The sequence below is a fragment of the Enterobacter asburiae genome (assembly GCA_011754535.1).
Taxonomy (GTDB): Bacteria; Pseudomonadota; Gammaproteobacteria; order Enterobacterales; family Enterobacteriaceae; genus Enterobacter; species Enterobacter cloacae_N.
The window spans coordinates 1,550,905-1,566,685 of sequence record JAAQVN010000001.1 but is presented as its reverse complement, the minus strand read 5'-3'; the positions used below and the strand labels follow the sequence as shown (position 1 = coordinate 1,566,685).

Here is a 15,781-nt window from a genome sequence, read left to right as displayed (position 1 = left end):
GTTAGTTATGAGAAATTTTGCACAAAATCCACTTTTGCCCTCTCATTTTCTCCCTTAAGGTGAACCTGTCACACAACTTCCATACTAGTTGTATAGCAACTTAAGCAGTTTAAACGGATAGAAATCAAAGGCATAAAAATCTGTGTGACACCTGAACCTCCGTCCCCCTACCGTCCGTCTTGTGGAGAGTAAAATGAGTCAGGACATCAATAACACCGTTGCGACAAGCAAAACCCGTCGCGTCATCAAGAACCTGCGCTGGTACGTACTGGTGCTGTTCTTACTTGGCGTCACCGTTAACTACATCACCCGTAACTCGCTCGGGATCCTCGCCCCGGAACTGAAAGAGAGCCTGGGGATCACCACCGAGCAGTACTCCTGGATCGTCGGCGCGTTCCAGATCGCCTACACCATTTTCCAGCCCCTGTGCGGCTGGCTGATTGACGTTATCGGCCTGAAGATTGGCTTTATGGTCTGCGCCGGGATCTGGGCGCTGATGTGTATATTCCACGCAGGCGCCGGAAGCTGGCTGCACCTGGCGATTCTGCGCTTCTTTATGGGGGCCTCTGAGGCCGCCGCCACCCCGGCGAACGCCAAAACCATCGGCGAATGGTTCCCGAAATCAGAGCGCCCCGTTGCCGCCGGCTGGGCGGGCGTGGGCTTCTCCATCGGCGCGATGCTGGCTCCGCCTATCATCTACTTTGCTCACGCCTCGTTCGGCTGGCAGGGCGCGTTTATGTTTACCGGCGTGCTGGCGCTGCTGTGGGTGATCCTGTGGTGGGCGTTTTACCACAACCCGGAGCAGCACCCGAACCTGAGCAAGGACGAGCTGGCGTTTATCAAGCAGGATAACGAACCGCCCGCGGTGAAACTGCCGTTTCTGACCGCGCTGAAAACCGTCTCGAAAAACAAACGCTTCTACGGTATCGCCATTCCGGCCTTTATGGCGGAACCGGCCTGGGCCGTGCTGAGCTTCTGGGTGCCGCTGTACCTCGCCAAAGAGCACGGCATGGATCTGAAGCAGATTGCGATGTTTGCCTGGCTGCCCTTCCTCGCCGCTGACCTCGGCAGCGTGGCGAGCGGCTACCTGACGCGCCTCTACACCCGCTGGTTCGGCTGCTCCCGCGTAAACTCGGTGGTGGCAAGCTCCGTCACCGGCGCGTTCCTGATGATCTCGCTGGCCATCGTCGCCATTACCCGCGACCCGTATATCACCATCGTGCTGATCTCCATCGGCGGCTTCGGGCACCAGATCATCTCCTGCATGCTGAGCGCCCTGGTCGTGGAGTCGTTCGACAAAGGCCAGATGGCGACCGTCAACGGCATGCGCGGCTCGGCGGCGTGGATCGCCAGCTTCCTGTTCTCGCTGTTAATCGGTGTGACCGCCGACAAAATCGGCTTTAACCCGCTCTTTATTGCCATGGGCTTCTTTGACCTGATTGGCGCTGTCTTCCTGGTAGCATTTATTGCTGAACGTCGCGCCAAGCGCGCCTGATAGTGGATGTATTGCATATGAAAACCCTGAAAAACTGGACCGTAGATAAGCAGTCGGCAAACCATCTGGAATTGCTGGTCGATAACCAGCACCGCCTGTGCCTGTATGTTCTGGAAGAGAACCTGTTCCGCGTGCTGATTAAGCGCAAAGGCGAGCTGGCGCTGGACCGCACCTGGAGCATCGCGCCGGAAAAAGACGTGCCGTGGGAAGGCCGTCGTCGTGACGATATAAGCGGTTTCTCCTGCCCGGCCTGGACGCTGACGCAGCAGGATGATGCCGTTACGGTGGCAACGGAGCAGCTGCGCGTGACCGTCCACCAGCCGCTATGGATGGAGTGGCACTACCGCAATGAGGCGGGCGAATGGCAGCCGCTGGTTAATGACCGTCCGACCAGCGCCTACCTGCTGAACGCCCACGGCGACGGCGTGGCGCACTACCTCAGCCGTCGCAAGGACGAGCGTTTCTACGGCCTGGGCGAGAAAGCGGGCGATCTGCAGCGCAACGGCAAGCGCTATGAGATGCGCAACCTCGATGCAATGGGGTACAACGCGACCAGCACCGACCCGCTCTACAAGCATATTCCGTTCACTATCGCCCGCCGCGACGACGTGAGCTACGGCCTGTTCTACGACAACCTGAGCAGCTGCTGGCTGGATCTGGGCAACGAGATCGACAACTACCACACTGCCTACCGCCGCTGGCAGGCGGAAGCGGGCGATATCGATTACTACATTTTTACCGGCAGGCGCGTGCTGGACGTCACCAAAGCCTTCGTGCGCCTGACCGGGAAAACGCTGTTTGGGCCAAAATGGAGCCTGGGCTACAGCGGCTCAACCATGCACTACACCGACGCGCCGGACGCCCAGAACCAGCTGATGAACTTTATCCGCCTGTGCGAAGAGCACGCCATTCCGTGCGACTCGTTCCAGCTCTCCTCCGGCTATACCTCCATCAACGGCAAGCGCTACGTCTTCAACTGGAACTATGACAAGGTGCCGCAGCCGAAGGTGATGAGTCAGGCCTTCCACGACGCGGGGCTGAAGCTTGCGGCCAACATCAAGCCGTGCCTGCTGCAGGACCATCCGCGCTATAACGAAGTGGCGGAGAGCGGCCTGTTCATTCGTGATTCAGAAACTGATGCACCAGAACGTTCAAGCTTCTGGGATGACGAAGGCTCGCACCTCGACTTTACCAACCCGCAGACGGTGAAGTGGTGGCAGAACGGCGTCACTACCCAACTGCTGGAGATGGGCATCGACTCCACCTGGAACGACAACAACGAATATGAAGTGTGGGACGGGGAAGCGCGCTGCTTTGGCTTCGGCAAGGAGATCGCCATCAAGCACATTCGCCCGGTAATGCCGCTGCTGATGATGCGCGCCTCGCTGGAAGCGCAGCAGCGCTTTGCGCCGGAGAAACGTCCGTATCTCATCTCCCGCTCCGGCTGCGCCGGGATGCAGCGCTACGTTCAGACCTGGAGCGGCGATAACCGCACCAACTGGGACACCCTGCGCTATAACATCCGCATGGGGCTGGGCATGAGCCTGTCCGGGCTGTTCAACGTCGGCCACGACGTGGGTGGTTTCTCCGGGGATAAGCCGGACGCCGAACTGTTCGTGCGCTGGGTGCAGAACGGCGTGATGCATCCGCGCTTTACCATTCACTCATGGAACGATGACCACACGGTGAACGAGCCGTGGATGTATCCAGGCGTGACTCCTGCTATTCGCGGCGCGATTGAGCTGCGCTACCGCCTGCTCCCGTACCTCTACACCCTGCTCTGGCAGGCGCACGCCGACGACGAGCCGATGCTGCGCCCGACCTTCCTCGACCACGAGCACGATGTGCAGACCTTCGTAGAGTGCGATGACTTCCTGCTGGGCCGCGATCTGCTGGTCGCCAGCGTGGTCGAAGCCGGGCAGCGCGAGCGCCGCGTCTGGCTCCCGGATAACGCCACCGGCTGGTACGATTTTTACACCCACGCGTGGTATGCGGGCGGCCAGTCGATCGTTCTCGACGCGCCGCTGGAAAAACTGCCGCTGCTGGTGCGCGCCGGGGCCGGTCTGTCGCTCAGTGAGCGCATCCGTCACGTGAGCGCGGATGAAGACAGCACCCGCGAGCTGCAGCTGTTCCCGGTGAAGGGTGTCGGCACCACCTCCGGGCTGCTGTTTGAAGACGACGGCGAAAGCTGGGGCTATCAGAACGGCAATGCGCTATGGGTGGAATGGGAAATGGTGTGCGATGGCGCAACCATCAACCTGAAGATCAACGCGCGCGGGGATTATCGTCCGGCGTGGAAAGCGCTGAAGGTGTCGTTGCCTGTAGGGGAAAAACGTAAGCTGCTCGTGAACGGGGTTGAAGGGGGCGAGTGGGTGGTGTAGTGCGGCCTGATGCCCTCACCCTAACCCTCTCCCACAGGGAGAGGGAATAGAACGTAGGCCGGGTAAGGCGAAGCCGCTACCCGGCTATTTTTTTAACTCTCGATACCTTTACTGCGCAGGTAATCTTCGTAATTACCGGTGAAGTCCACCACGCGCTCTGGCGTAATTTCGATCACGCGGGTCGCCAGCGAGCTGACGAACTCACGGTCGTGAGAGACGAAGATCAGGGTGCCCTGATACATCTCCAGCGCCATGTTCAGCGATTCGATAGATTCCATATCCAGGTGGTTAGTCGGTTCGTCCATCACCAGGATATTCGGTTTTTCCATCATCAGCTTGCCGAACAGCATGCGGCCTTTCTCGCCACCGGAGAGCACTTTGGCCGGCTTTTTGATGTCGTCCTGGCTGAACAGCAGACGCCCCAGAATGCTGCGCACCGCCTGCTCGTCGTCGCCTTCCTGCTTCCACTGGCTCATCCAGTCGAAGACGGTGAGGTCGTTTTCGAACTCGTACTCATGGTCCTGCGCGTAGTAGCCAATCTGCGCGTTCTCGGACCATTTCACGGTGCCGTTGTCCGGCTGCAGTTCGCCGACCAGGGTTTTCAGCAGTGTGGATTTACCCACGCCGTTGGCGCCGAGGATGGCAATCTTCTCGCCCACTTCCAGCAGCAGGTTGAAGTTTTTAAACAGCGGGCCTTCATCAAAGCCTTTGGTAAGGGCTTCCACTTCCAGCGCGTTACGGAACAGCTTCTTGTCCTGCTCGAAGCGGATGAACGGGTTCTGACGACTGGAGGCTTTAACTTCTTCCAGCTTGATTTTATCAATCTGACGCGCACGTGAGGTCGCCTGACGCGACTTAGAGGCGTTGGCACTGAAGCGGCTGACGAAGGACTGCAGGTCCGCAATCTGCGCTTTCTTCTTGGCGTTGTCCGCCAGCAGACGCTCACGCGCCTGGGTGGCCGCCGTCATGTACTCGTCGTAGTTGCCCGGGTAAACGCGCAGCTCACCGTAGTCCAGATCCGCCATGTGCGTACAGACCATGTTCAGGAAGTGACGGTCATGCGAGATGATGATCATAGTGCTGTCGCGGTCGTTCAGCGTCTGCTCCAGCCAGCGGATGGTGTCGATGTCCAGGTTGTTCGTCGGTTCGTCGAGCAGCAGGATGTCCGGGTTAGAGAACAGCGCCTGTGCCAGCAGCACGCGCAGCTTCCAGCCTGGGGCGACTTCGCTCATCGGACCGTAATGCTGTTCAACCGGAATGCCTACGCCCAGCAGCAGCTCGCCCGCACGCGCTTCCGCAGAATAACCGTCCATTTCGCCGTACTGCGTTTCCAGATCGGCCACTTTATAGCCGTCTTCTTCGCTCATTTCGGCCAGCGCGTAGATGCGATCGCGCTCCTGCTTCACTTCCCACAGCTCCGCGTGCCCCATGATCACGGTGTCCAGCACGGTGAACTCTTCAAAGGCGAACTGATCCTGACGCAGCTTACCGATGCGCTCGTTAGGGTCGAGCGACACGTTGCCGAGCGTTGGCTCCAGATCGCCGCCGAGGATCTTCATGAAGGTGGATTTTCCGCTACCGTTGGCGCCAATCAGGCCGTAACGGTTGCCGCCGCCAAATTTGACGGAAATGTTTTCGAACAGCGGCTTACTGCCAAACTGCATAGTGACGTTGCTGGTAACTAACACGGGGAGATTCCTGCGAAAAGTGTGATAAACACGGCATTATGCCACAATTCCGAATTGAGATCCCGTGTTGCGGCAATCCACTAAACTTTAACAAAATCGAAAAAAATGTGATTTCGTACACATCTGAATTCCCTGTTAGCGGGAATGCACATATAATGCGCTCCCATCACAGATTCAGACTTATCAACTCATCGCCAGAATGGCTTAGATACCTCGCACAACATGAACATGAAATTAACAACGCTTTTTGCGGCGGCGTTAGCCGTAGTAGGTTTTTGTAAGACCGCGTCTGCGGTAACGTATCCCCTGCCGACCGACGGAAGCCGTCTGGTGGGTCAAAATCAGGTAGTGACGGTACCTGAGGGTAACACTCAGCCGCTGGAGTATTTCGCCGCACAGTACCAGTTGGGCCTGTCTAACATGCTGGAAGCGAACCCGGGCGTTGACCCGTATCTGCCAAAAGCGGGTACCGTGCTGAATATTCCTCAGCAGCTGATCCTGCCGGATACCGTTCATGAAGGTATCGTAATCAACAGCGCCGAAATGCGTCTGTATTACTACCCGAAAGGCACCAACACCGTTATCGTGCTGCCAATCGGTATCGGCCAACTGGGCAAAGACACCCCGCTGAACTGGACCACCAAAGTCGAGCGTAAGAAAGCGGGCCCAACCTGGACCCCAACCGCCAAAATGCACGCGGAATACATCGCTGCGGGCGAACCGCTGCCCGCCGTTGTGCCAGCCGGCCCGGATAACCCAATGGGTCTGTACGCGCTGTACATTGGCCGCCTGTACGCTATCCACGGCACCAACGCCAACTTCGGTATCGGCCTGCGCGTAAGCCACGGCTGCGTGCGCCTGCGTAACGACGACATTAAGTTCCTGTTTGAAAACGTGCCGGTCGGCACGCGCGTTCAGTTCATCAACGAACCGGTGAAAGCGACCTCTGAGCCAGACGGCAGCCGCTACATTGAAGTGCACAACCCGCTGTCCACCAGCGAAGACCAGATTAATAACAACGAAATCGTACCGATTACGCTGAACAGCGCGGTGCAGTCCGTGACCTCTCAGCCTGACGTGGAAACCACCATCGTCGACCAGGCGATTCAAAACCGCTCCGGTATGCCGGTTCGTTTGAATTAACAGAGAAAAATTAAAAAAGCGGGCTTCGATGCCCGCTTTTTTTTACCCGTTATTCACGATCACGATCCCGCCGTGGTCGTAGCGATAGTGGCAGTGGGCATACTCCAGCGCTGTGCCGTCCTCCAGATAAATCACCTGCTCCACTTCCAGCACCGGATCGGTCTGCTCGCAGACCAGATGCTCTCTGTCCAGCGCGTTTGGCTTTAGCGCCCTCACCACCCGGTACGATCCCATAATTTTCAGCCCCAGCGTCTCCTGAACGTACTGGAACACCGAACCTTCAAGATGGCTTTTCGTCAGGCCGGGCACCAGATTCATCGGCATTACCGTGGAATCCAGCGACATGGGTTCACCGTTTAGTAAGCGCAGGCGGGTAAAGTCATAGACAGGCGCATCGGCGTTAATCATCAGCGACGCCTGCTCTTTCTCGTTCGGGAAGCGCAGTTCGAAGTGCACCACCTGGCTGGTCACCGTCCCCAGATGTTCCCAGGTTTTGGTGGCGCCGAAGTAGTCGCTGCCGGAGAGATCCCACTGCGAGAGTTGAAGGAAATTTTTGCGGATAAACGTTCCCTGTCCCTGGCGGGTATAGACCAGACCTTCGACGATCAGCTGGCGCATCGCCTGCTGAATGGTCATCCGGCTGGTGCTGAACTCCGCCGCCAGCGCAAACTGGTCCGGCAGCGGTTCATTGGCGGCGTACTGCTGGCTGATGATGCGTTTTTTAATTTCCCGCGCTATGGTGATGTACTTCGCCGCCATCGTCCTTCCTTTCAGTTAGTTTTCTATCCCGCTGTTTTTCATCGCCACTCTCTCGGCAATCTTGAGGAAAGGCAGGTAGAAGAATACACCAAATACGATGATTGCCAACTGCACCACCACTGCGCGCCAGTCCCCCGCCGTCGCCAGCCAGGCGCTGAGAATTGGCGGAGTGGTCCACGGGATCATCACCACGCAGCGCGACATTAATCCCAGCGTGGTACAGAGCCAGGCGAAGTAAATGCCGATGGCGGGCAGCAGCACAAACGGGATCATCAGCGGCAGGTTAAACACGATCGGCAGGCCGAAAATCACCGGCTCGTTGATGTTGAACAGACCCGGTGCCAGCGACAGACGCGCCACCTGCTTCGCCGACTTTTGTCGGGAGAAGATAAAGATGGCGATCAGTAGCGAGATGGTGCTGCCCGTGCCGCCCACCATGCCAAACGTCGGCACGAAAATGTTGTTGATGATATGCGGGATGGGTTGACCGTTGGCGAAGGCCAGCATGTTCTCGTTGGTGTTGATCAGCAGGAACGGCTCCAGCACCACGCTGTTAACGACTGACTGATGAATACCGAGGGTGAACAGAAAGTTACCGAAGCTGTAGATGAAAATCGTCCCCGGCAGGCTGGTGTTGATCAGCCGCAGTGGCTGCTGGATAAAGGTCGTAATGAGATGGATCAGGTCCGTGTGCAGAACGTTTGCCAGCAGCGCCGCCAGCACGGCGAACACCGACAATGTAAGAATGGTTGGGATCAGCGCGGTAAAGGATTTGCTCACCGCCGGCGGCACGTTCTCACCCAGCGAAATGTGCAACGCCTTCAGGCGCGAAATAGCGATAAACAGTTCCGTTGAGAGCAGCCCAATCAGCACCCCGGCGAAAATCCCGGTTGAGCCAATGTTGGCGAACGTCAGTACCTGGGTGACGTTCACCACGGCGTCGCTACCGACGGGCGTAAGCTGCAGGCGCATCGGCATCATGATGATGAAGCTGCTGACGGCGATAACCACTGCCGAGACCGGATTGTCGAAATCTTTGTTGCGCGCCAGCGACCAGGCAATCATCGGGGCCAGCAGCAGCGCGGCGATGTTCAGCGTGCCGTTGATAATCGCCTCGCCCCACACCTTAAACTGCACGAGCGTCTCGCCGTGAAAAATCCACGGAAACACCACGTTGTTCACCAGCACCGCCAGACCGGCGAGGATGAAAATGGGCATCACCGTGGCGAAGGCGTCGCGCAGGGAGCGCAGGTGCACCTGGTTTGCCAGGCGCGCCGAGAACTCAACAAATTTATCGACAAAGGACTGCATGTGCGGTGTTATTTTTGCTTCAGACATAGCGGATAGTTCCCATCAATCAGTCACAAAAACGGCCCGGCAGCGTACGGCTTACATCTCGCGTCCGTTGGTATGAATAACCTGTTTTAACCACGCGTAGCTCTTCTTCGGCACGCGTTTCAGGTCTTTCAGGTCGTGGTTTTCCCGGTTGACGTAGACCACGCCGTAGCGCTTACGCATGTCGCCCTGGGAGCTGAGAATGTCGATTAAGCCCCAGCCGAGGTAACCGATCACCTCCGCCCCGTCCTCGAACATCGCCGCCTTCATCGCGTCGATATGCGCCCGGTGGTAGTCGATGCGGTAGGTGTCCTCGATCGGGTTCACGCCGTCCCAGGACTCAATCACCCCGATACCGTTCTCGATCGGGAATACCGGCATCCGCCAGTCGTTGGCGTAGCGGGTGATGATGGTGCGAAAGCCCAGCGGATCGATCTGCCAGTTCCACTCGGTGGCCTTCAGGTACGGGTTGTTTTTCTCGCCGTGCAGGAGGTAATAGTTCACCGGCGTGCCTTCCGGGATCGCATCGCTGTCCAGCGTTTTGCTGGCGTAGTAGCTGAAGGCCATATAGTCGTTTCTGGTACGCGCGAGAAGTGCTAAATCCTCGGCGCGATAGATATCACCAAAACCCTCCTGCTCCACCACCGCCATCACCGCCGGGCTGTAGCCCTGCCCGGCAAAGACGCGCAGCAGGTTCTGGTTGAGGAACTCGTCGTACTGCTGGGCGCAGAAGATATCGCGCGGTTTGCAGGTGGCCGGGTAGATCAGCTGGTGCGCCAGCATGCCGCCCATTAGCTTGCCCGGTTTGGTCTGGTGCAGATACTCGGTCAGCGCCATGTGCGCCACCATGGTGTGATGCTGCAACTCGTAGAGCTCGCGCAAGGTTTTCTCGCCTTTCATGTAGCCGGAAATGCGGAAGGCTTCCGGCATATGGAAGATGTTCTGCTCGTTGAAGGTCAGCCAGTACTTCACCCGGTCGCCGAAGCAGTCGATCATCTTTTTGCCGTAGCGGATAAAGGCGTCCATCACGCGGCGGTCGTTGAAGCCGTTGTACTCCTGCGCCAGCGCCAGCGGCATATCGAAGTGGTACAGGCAGATCATCGGCTCGATGCCGCGGGCGATCAGATCGTCAATAAAGCGGTCGTAAAACGCGATGCCTTCGTCGTTGAACGCGCCGTCACCCTGCGGACACACGCGGCTCCAGGAGATCTGGAAGCGGTAGCAGTTCATGCCCAGATCCTGCATCAGGTCAAAATCTTCCCGGTAGCGATGGTACGAATCGGTCGCCACTTTCCAGTCGGAGATGTTTTCCCCGGCTTCGCGAATGTCGTACACCGACATGCCCTTCCCGCCCTCGTTCCAGGCCCCTTCCGTCTGCATGCTGGATACCGAGTTGCCCCATAAAAAATTGGCCGGCAGCGATTTGTTCATGCTCTCTCTCCCTATATGACTAGTCATTTAAATATTCATGACTAGTCATATAGTCGAAGATAAAATGGCGATCAAAGAGGAGGATCATTTTTTGTGAGCGATGCGGAAAAAAAGCCCCGGTAAGCGAAGCGTCACCGGGGAAAAGGAAGGTTACTGCTGCGCGAGCTGGTTACGACGATATTCGCCCTGGCGCTCCAGCATCCAGCCCGGGTATTCGCGCGGCAGCGCGCTCACCGCATCAAGCTGCTTAAGCTCGTCTTCGCTTAAGCGGATCCCAGTCGCGGCGATGTTGTCGTCCAGCTGATCGACACGTTTCGCACCAATAATCACGCTGGTCACGACTTTCTGATGCAGCAGCCACGCCAGGGCGATTTGCGCGACGGAGACGCCCTTGCTTTCGGCAATCGTGCGCATCACGTCCACGCAGTCGAAGGCGCGGTCTTTATTCACCGGCGGGAAGTCGAACTCCAGACGGCGGCCTCCGGTTTCGCTCGTCCCGTCGCGGCCATATTTTCCGCTCAGCAGGCCACCCGCCAGCGGGCTCCAGACCATCAGCCCGACGCCTTCGCTCTGCATCATCGGTACCAGCTCGCGCTCAAGATCGCGCCCGGCGATGGTGTAGTAGGCCTGCAATGACGCAAAACGCGCCAGCCCCAGACGCTCGGAAATCCCGAGCGCTTTGGCTATCTGCCACGCCGCCCAGTTCGAGACGCCGATGTAGCGCACGTGACCGTGCTGCACCAGGTTATCCAGCGCATAGAGCGTCTCTTCAATCGGCGTTGCGGGGTCAAAGCCGTGAAGCTGGTAGAGATCGATATGATCCAGCTGCATGCGGCGCAGGCTCTCCTTCACGCTGCTGATGATGTGATAGCGCGAGCTGCCGCGCGAGTTCACCCCCGCGGTGCCCGTTTCGCCGAACACCTTGGTGGCAACCACCACATTCTCGCGCGGGACGTTGAGGTTTTTCAGCGCCTGCCCGAGGATCGCCTCCGAGCGCCCTTCCGAATAGACGTCGGCGGTATCGATAAAGTTGATACCCGCGTCCAGCGCGCGCCCCACCAGCTGTTCGGCTTCGCTCTGCTGCAGCTGGCCAATTTTTCCCCACATGCCGCCTTCACCGCCGAAGGTCATGGTGCCGAGGCACAGTTCAGAAACAAACAGTCCGGTGTTGCCCAGTTTTTGATAACGCATAAGTTAATCCTCGCATGTCGATTGGGTACCCGATAGTTATACCCGCCCCTCAGTCATCGCGAATGTGGCGTTCCTGTCCGTTTCTTGCCCAATCCTCTGAATTTATCCGCGCGGGGCGTCACCAAAGACGCTGTAATCCGGGAGCTGCACCTGCTGATAGGGCTCCCAGCCGCCGCCGAGCGCCTTGTAGAGCGCCACCAGATCGAGCGCACTCTGCACCTGCGCCTGAGCGCGCTGCTGCTCGGCCTGCGCCAGCTGTCGCTGGGCGTCCAGCACGTCGATAAAGCTGGCGATCCCCTGCCGGTAGCTATCGCTCGCTAAATCAAAGGCGTTTTTCAGGGCGTCGATGGTTTTTGCAAGACCCGCTTCACGCTGCTGGTCGGTGCGATAGCTCACCAGCGCGTTTTCGACATCCCCGAGCGCGGTCAGGACCGTCTGGCGATAGTCCAGCACCGCCGCCCCCTGCTGCGCGCGCGCCACCTTGATGCTGGAGACCAGCCGCCCGCCCTGGAAAATGGGAATGGAGACCTGCGGCCCAAAGCTGTAGAAGTGGCTGCTCCAGTCGGTCAGCCAGTTGCTTTCGCTGTTGCGCAGGCCAAACTGCCCGGAGAGCGTAAAGCTCGGGAAAAGCTCCGCCACCGAGACGCCGATTTGCGCCGTCGCGGCGTGAAGGTTCGCCTCCGCTTCGCGCACGTCCGGACGGCGGCGCGCCAGCGTGGACGGAATACCCGTTTGCACGATATCCGGCAGCGCGGGCATTGGCTGCACGCTTTGCAGTTCCGCATCCAGCGCTCCCGGCGGCTTGCCGAGCAGGATCGCCAGGCCGTTCATCGCCTGGCGCTCCTGCGCCTGATACTGCGGTAACTGCGCTTCGAGGTTGCCCAGCTGCGCCCGGGCGTTTTCCACATCCATCTGCGGCGACAGCCCGCCCCGCTGGCGGCTTTCGGTCAGATCCAACGTCTGCTGGGCGCTTTTAATCTGGGTATTCAGGGTGGCAATAATGCTCTGCGCCCCGCGCAGCTGTAGCCACGCGCGCGCCACTTCGGCTTCCAGCGACACCAGCGCGTCATTACGCTGCTCTATAGCCGCCTTCTGCTGAGCCTCCGCCGCCTCCACCTGACGGCGCACCTTGCCCCACAGGTCGATTTCCCATTGGGCGTCGAAGCTACCCTGGTAGAGGTTAATCGGCTGCGTCAGCGGCCCCAGCGCGCCTCTGAGTTCAGGATCGACATTATCCAGCTGGTCGTAAACGCCGTGGGATTTCAGCTCCCCTTCCAGCCCGAGCTGCTGGCGCGTCGCCTGCAGATTGCCGTTCACCGACGGGAAAAATGCCCCGCCCGCCTGGTTAATCTGTTCACGCGCCCCGGCGATGCGCAGCACCGTCTGCTGCAGCGTCAGGTTTCCGGCGATGGCGCGCTCAACCAGGCTGTCGAGCTGCGGCGAACCGAAGGTTTTCCACCAGCGGGGGTTGGTCGCGGCGGAGGTGGTTTGCGATTTCACCGCGCTGTCGCCCTTATCGTTCCAGTGCGTAACAGCGGGCGGCGCAGGCTGCTGGTAGTCCGGCCCGACGGCGCAGCCCACCAGCAGCATCACTATCATCAGGGGGTGTAAACGTCTGTGTATCATCAATGTGCTCCTGCACTCCCCTCGCTCTTAACCGGCGAGAGCAACAAACAAAACGGAATCAGTAACAAGGCCACCGCGCTCAGGATGGTGAAGACGTCGATGTAGGCCAAAAAGCGCGATTGCTCGATCATCGTCTGGTACATCCTCCCGGTGGCTATTCCCGTAGGGTCACCCACCTGGGTGGTGAAGTTTTGAATAGCCTGCGCGCTCTCGCGTATCGCCAGCTGGAACTGCTCGTTGAACGGCGAGGCGTGGTACGCAAGGTGCGCGCTGTGCGCCTGCGCGCGCTCGGTGATGGCGGCCGTCGAGAGCGAAATCCCTATGGACCCCGCCACGTTGCGGAACATGGTAAACAGCGCCGCCGCATCGGCGTTGAGCCGCCTCGGTATCGAGATAAAGGCGATGGTGGTGAGCGGCACAAACAGGAACCCCAGACCTATCGACTGGGCGCTGCGGAACAGCACCAGCGTTTCGAAGTCGATATCCGGCGTCAGCGTGCGCGACCAGAAGAACGACACCGCCAGGCAGGTAAAGCCAAAGGCGATGATCCAGCGCGTCTGCACCACCGGCATCAGCTTCAGCACCAGCGGGATGGTTAACACAATCAGCACCGCCCCGGGCGAGAGCACCAGCCCGGACCAGGTGGCGGTATAGCCCAGATCCTGCTGCGCCAGCTGCGGGATCACCACCGAGCTGCCGTAGAGGATCATCGCCATCCCCGCCATCAGCAGGCTGGAGATCGCGAAGTTGCGGTCCTTCATGCAGTGCAGATCCACCACTGGCTTTTTGGCATACATCAGCCAGTAGATTGCGCCGATAATGCCGACCAGCGTCAGCACCGCGAAGGTGCGGATAAAGTTCGAATAGAACCAGTCGTCATCCTCGCCCCGGTCGAGCATCACCTGCAAACAACCGAGACCAAGGGCGATCAGGCCGATCCCTGTCCAGTCAATTGTCAGCTTCTCTTTTGATTTGCTCTCCCACGGCGGATCTTCCAGCAGCTGGTAGATCGCCAGCACCGTGACAATCCCCACCGGGATGTTGATAAAGAACACCCAGCGCCAGGAGTAGTTGTCGGTGATCCAGCCCCCCAGCGTCGGGCCGAGCACCGGCGCAACGATAATCGCGATCGAGGAAAGCCCGAACGCTTTGCCCCTGTCCTCCGGCTTGAAGTAGTCGAGCAGCACCGACTGCTGGGTGGGCTGTAGCCCGCCGCCAAAGAAGCCCTGCATCACGCGGAACAGGATAATTTGCCACAGCTCGGTGGCAATGCCGCACAGGAACGAGCAGATGGTAAACATCACGATGCAGATCAGGAAGAACTGCTTGCGGCCAAACAGCCGGCTCAGGAACGCCGAGATGGGCAGCACGATGCCGTTCGCCACCAGGTAGCTGGTCAGCACCCAGGTGGATTCGTCATAGCTGGCCGAGAGCGACCCCGCAACGTGCGGCAGCGCGACGTTGACGATGGTGGTGTCCAGAATTTCCATAAACACCGCCAGGGTGACGACAATCGCCACCGCCCACGGATTGCTGGCGGGCTTCCAGTTATCGTGGCTGTGATCCGTCATTCCACGGTAACCTTCGGTTCAACCGACAGCCCCAGCGGCAGCGGCTTGCTTGGATCAAGACCTTTATCAATGACGATTTTTACCGGCACGCGCTGAACAATCTTCACAAAGTTACCGGTGGCGTTTTCCGACGGGAAGGCGGAGAAGCGCGAACCGCTGCCCTGCTGGATGCTGTCGATATGGCCCTCAAGTTCCATATCCGGCCAGGCATCCACGGAGACGCTGACCTTATCGCCGGGCTTCATGCGCTCAAGCTGGGACTCTTTAAAGTTCGCCACCACCCACACGTTCGGGGAAACCAGCGAGAACAGCGCGGTGCCCGCCTGCACCAGCGTGCCGGGCTGCACGTTGCGTTTGGTGACAAAGCCGTCGAACGGAGCGCGGACTTCGGTGTAAGAGAGGTTCAGGTTGGCGGTTTCCAGCTGCGCTTTGGCCTGATCGACCTGACGCTCGCGGGCTTCGACGTTGGTCTCCTGCTGTCGAATTTGCAGCTGAACCTGCTCCGCCACTTCCAGCTGCGCCTGGGCGCTGGCCAGACCGGCCTGGGCGCTGCGTAGCTGAGCATTCGCGGAATCAATACTTTGCTGGGTGGTCGCGCGCGGGTCGACGCCGCGCTGGCGACGGTACTCTGCCTGCGCGTTCGCCAGATCGGCCTGCGCTTTCAGCACCTGCGCTTTAGCTTCATCACGCTGGGCGGGATACTGCACTTTTGAGAGCGCCAGCTGCGCCTGGGCCTGATGGAGCTGCGCGATAGCCAGCCCAAGCTGCGCCTGAGCCTGATCGCGCTGCGCGGTAGTATCACGCGGATCGATGACTACCAGCAGGTCGCCCTTTTTCACACGCTGGTTATCGCGCACGCGCAGCTCGGTAACGTAGCCCGCCGTCTTGGGGGCAATCGTCACCACGTCGCCGTCGGTAAAGGCGTCGTCGGTCGTCTCTTCGTTACGGGTTAAAAACCACCAGACCAGCGCCACAACGACCATTACCACCACGACAATGCCGAGGATAATTAACGGTTTCTTGCCCGGGCGCTTACGCTCATTATTGTTTTTGTCCTGCTCGTCAGCAGGCGGGTTTTGATCTTCAGCCATAGTTCAGCAACGGTCCTGTCAGTGAGCGGCATCACACTATGCCGTTCACTAAAGCTAGGACGTTGCTATA

At 59.0% G+C, this 15,781-nt stretch carries 11 protein-coding genes; 3 read left to right on the top strand and 8 right to left on the bottom strand.

Going from position 1 to position 15,781, the window contains the following annotated elements; genetic code table 11:
• Window positions 1-193: 193 nt before the first annotated feature.
• Together HBM95_07310 and HBM95_07305 are read left to right on the top strand one after the other, a co-directional pair.
• Window positions 194-1,495: an MFS transporter gene (locus HBM95_07310; protein NIH42737.1), complete on the top strand. Its 1,302-nt coding sequence runs from the start codon at window positions 194-196 to the stop codon at window positions 1,493-1,495.
• A gap of 17 nt (window positions 1,496-1,512) precedes the next feature.
• Window positions 1,513-3,876: a glycoside hydrolase family 31 protein gene (locus tag HBM95_07305; GenBank protein NIH42736.1), complete on the top strand. Its 2,364-nt coding sequence runs from the start codon at window positions 1,513-1,515 to the stop codon at window positions 3,874-3,876.
• Between the two features lie 92 nt (window positions 3,877-3,968).
• Here the strand turns inward: HBM95_07305 and HBM95_07300 are convergent, their stop codons facing one another.
• Entirely contained in the window at window positions 3,969-5,564 is a 1,596-nt protein-coding gene (locus tag HBM95_07300; protein NIH42735.1) for an ABC-F family ATPase, read from the bottom strand.
• Between the two features lie 222 nt (window positions 5,565-5,786).
• Between HBM95_07300 and ldtB the strand changes: the two genes are divergently transcribed.
• Window positions 5,787-6,707, top strand: a complete 921-nt coding sequence (ldtB, locus tag HBM95_07295; protein ID NIH42734.1) for a L,D-transpeptidase — start codon at window positions 5,787-5,789, stop codon at window positions 6,705-6,707.
• Window positions 6,708-6,749: 42 nt separating this feature from the next.
• Here the strand turns inward: ldtB and HBM95_07290 are convergent, their stop codons facing one another.
• From HBM95_07290 to HBM95_07260, 7 genes are all read right to left on the bottom strand, one after another.
• Window positions 6,750-7,466, bottom strand: coding sequence for a GntR family transcriptional regulator (locus HBM95_07290; protein ID NIH42733.1), 717 nt, complete (start codon window positions 7,464-7,466; stop codon window positions 6,750-6,752).
• Between the two features lie 15 nt (window positions 7,467-7,481).
• Window positions 7,482-8,804 (bottom strand): PTS sugar transporter subunit IIC, encoded by a 1,323-nt coding sequence (locus HBM95_07285; protein ID NIH42732.1) that lies wholly within the window; start codon window positions 8,802-8,804, stop codon window positions 7,482-7,484.
• Between the two features lie 51 nt (window positions 8,805-8,855).
• Complete coding sequence (locus HBM95_07280) at window positions 8,856-10,232, bottom strand: glycoside hydrolase family 1 protein (GenBank protein ID NIH42731.1); 1,377 nt, start codon at window positions 10,230-10,232, stop codon at window positions 8,856-8,858.
• Between the two features lie 150 nt (window positions 10,233-10,382).
• The gene (locus HBM95_07275; protein NIH42730.1) at window positions 10,383-11,423 is read right to left on the bottom strand and encodes an aldo/keto reductase; all 1,041 of its coding nucleotides are present in this window, start codon (window positions 11,421-11,423) and stop codon (window positions 10,383-10,385) included.
• A gap of 102 nt (window positions 11,424-11,525) precedes the next feature.
• Complete coding sequence (locus tag HBM95_07270; protein NIH42729.1) at window positions 11,526-13,049, bottom strand: efflux transporter outer membrane subunit; 1,524 nt, start codon at window positions 13,047-13,049, stop codon at window positions 11,526-11,528.
• Complete coding sequence (locus tag HBM95_07265; protein NIH42728.1) at window positions 13,049-14,620, bottom strand: DHA2 family efflux MFS transporter permease subunit; 1,572 nt, start codon at window positions 14,618-14,620, stop codon at window positions 13,049-13,051. Before HBM95_07265 ends, HBM95_07270 begins: the two co-directional genes overlap by 1 nt.
• Entirely contained in the window at window positions 14,617-15,711 is a 1,095-nt protein-coding gene (locus tag HBM95_07260; protein NIH42727.1) for an HlyD family secretion protein, read from the bottom strand. Before HBM95_07260 ends, HBM95_07265 begins: the two co-directional genes overlap by 4 nt.
• Between the last annotated feature and the right edge of the window lie 70 nt (window positions 15,712-15,781).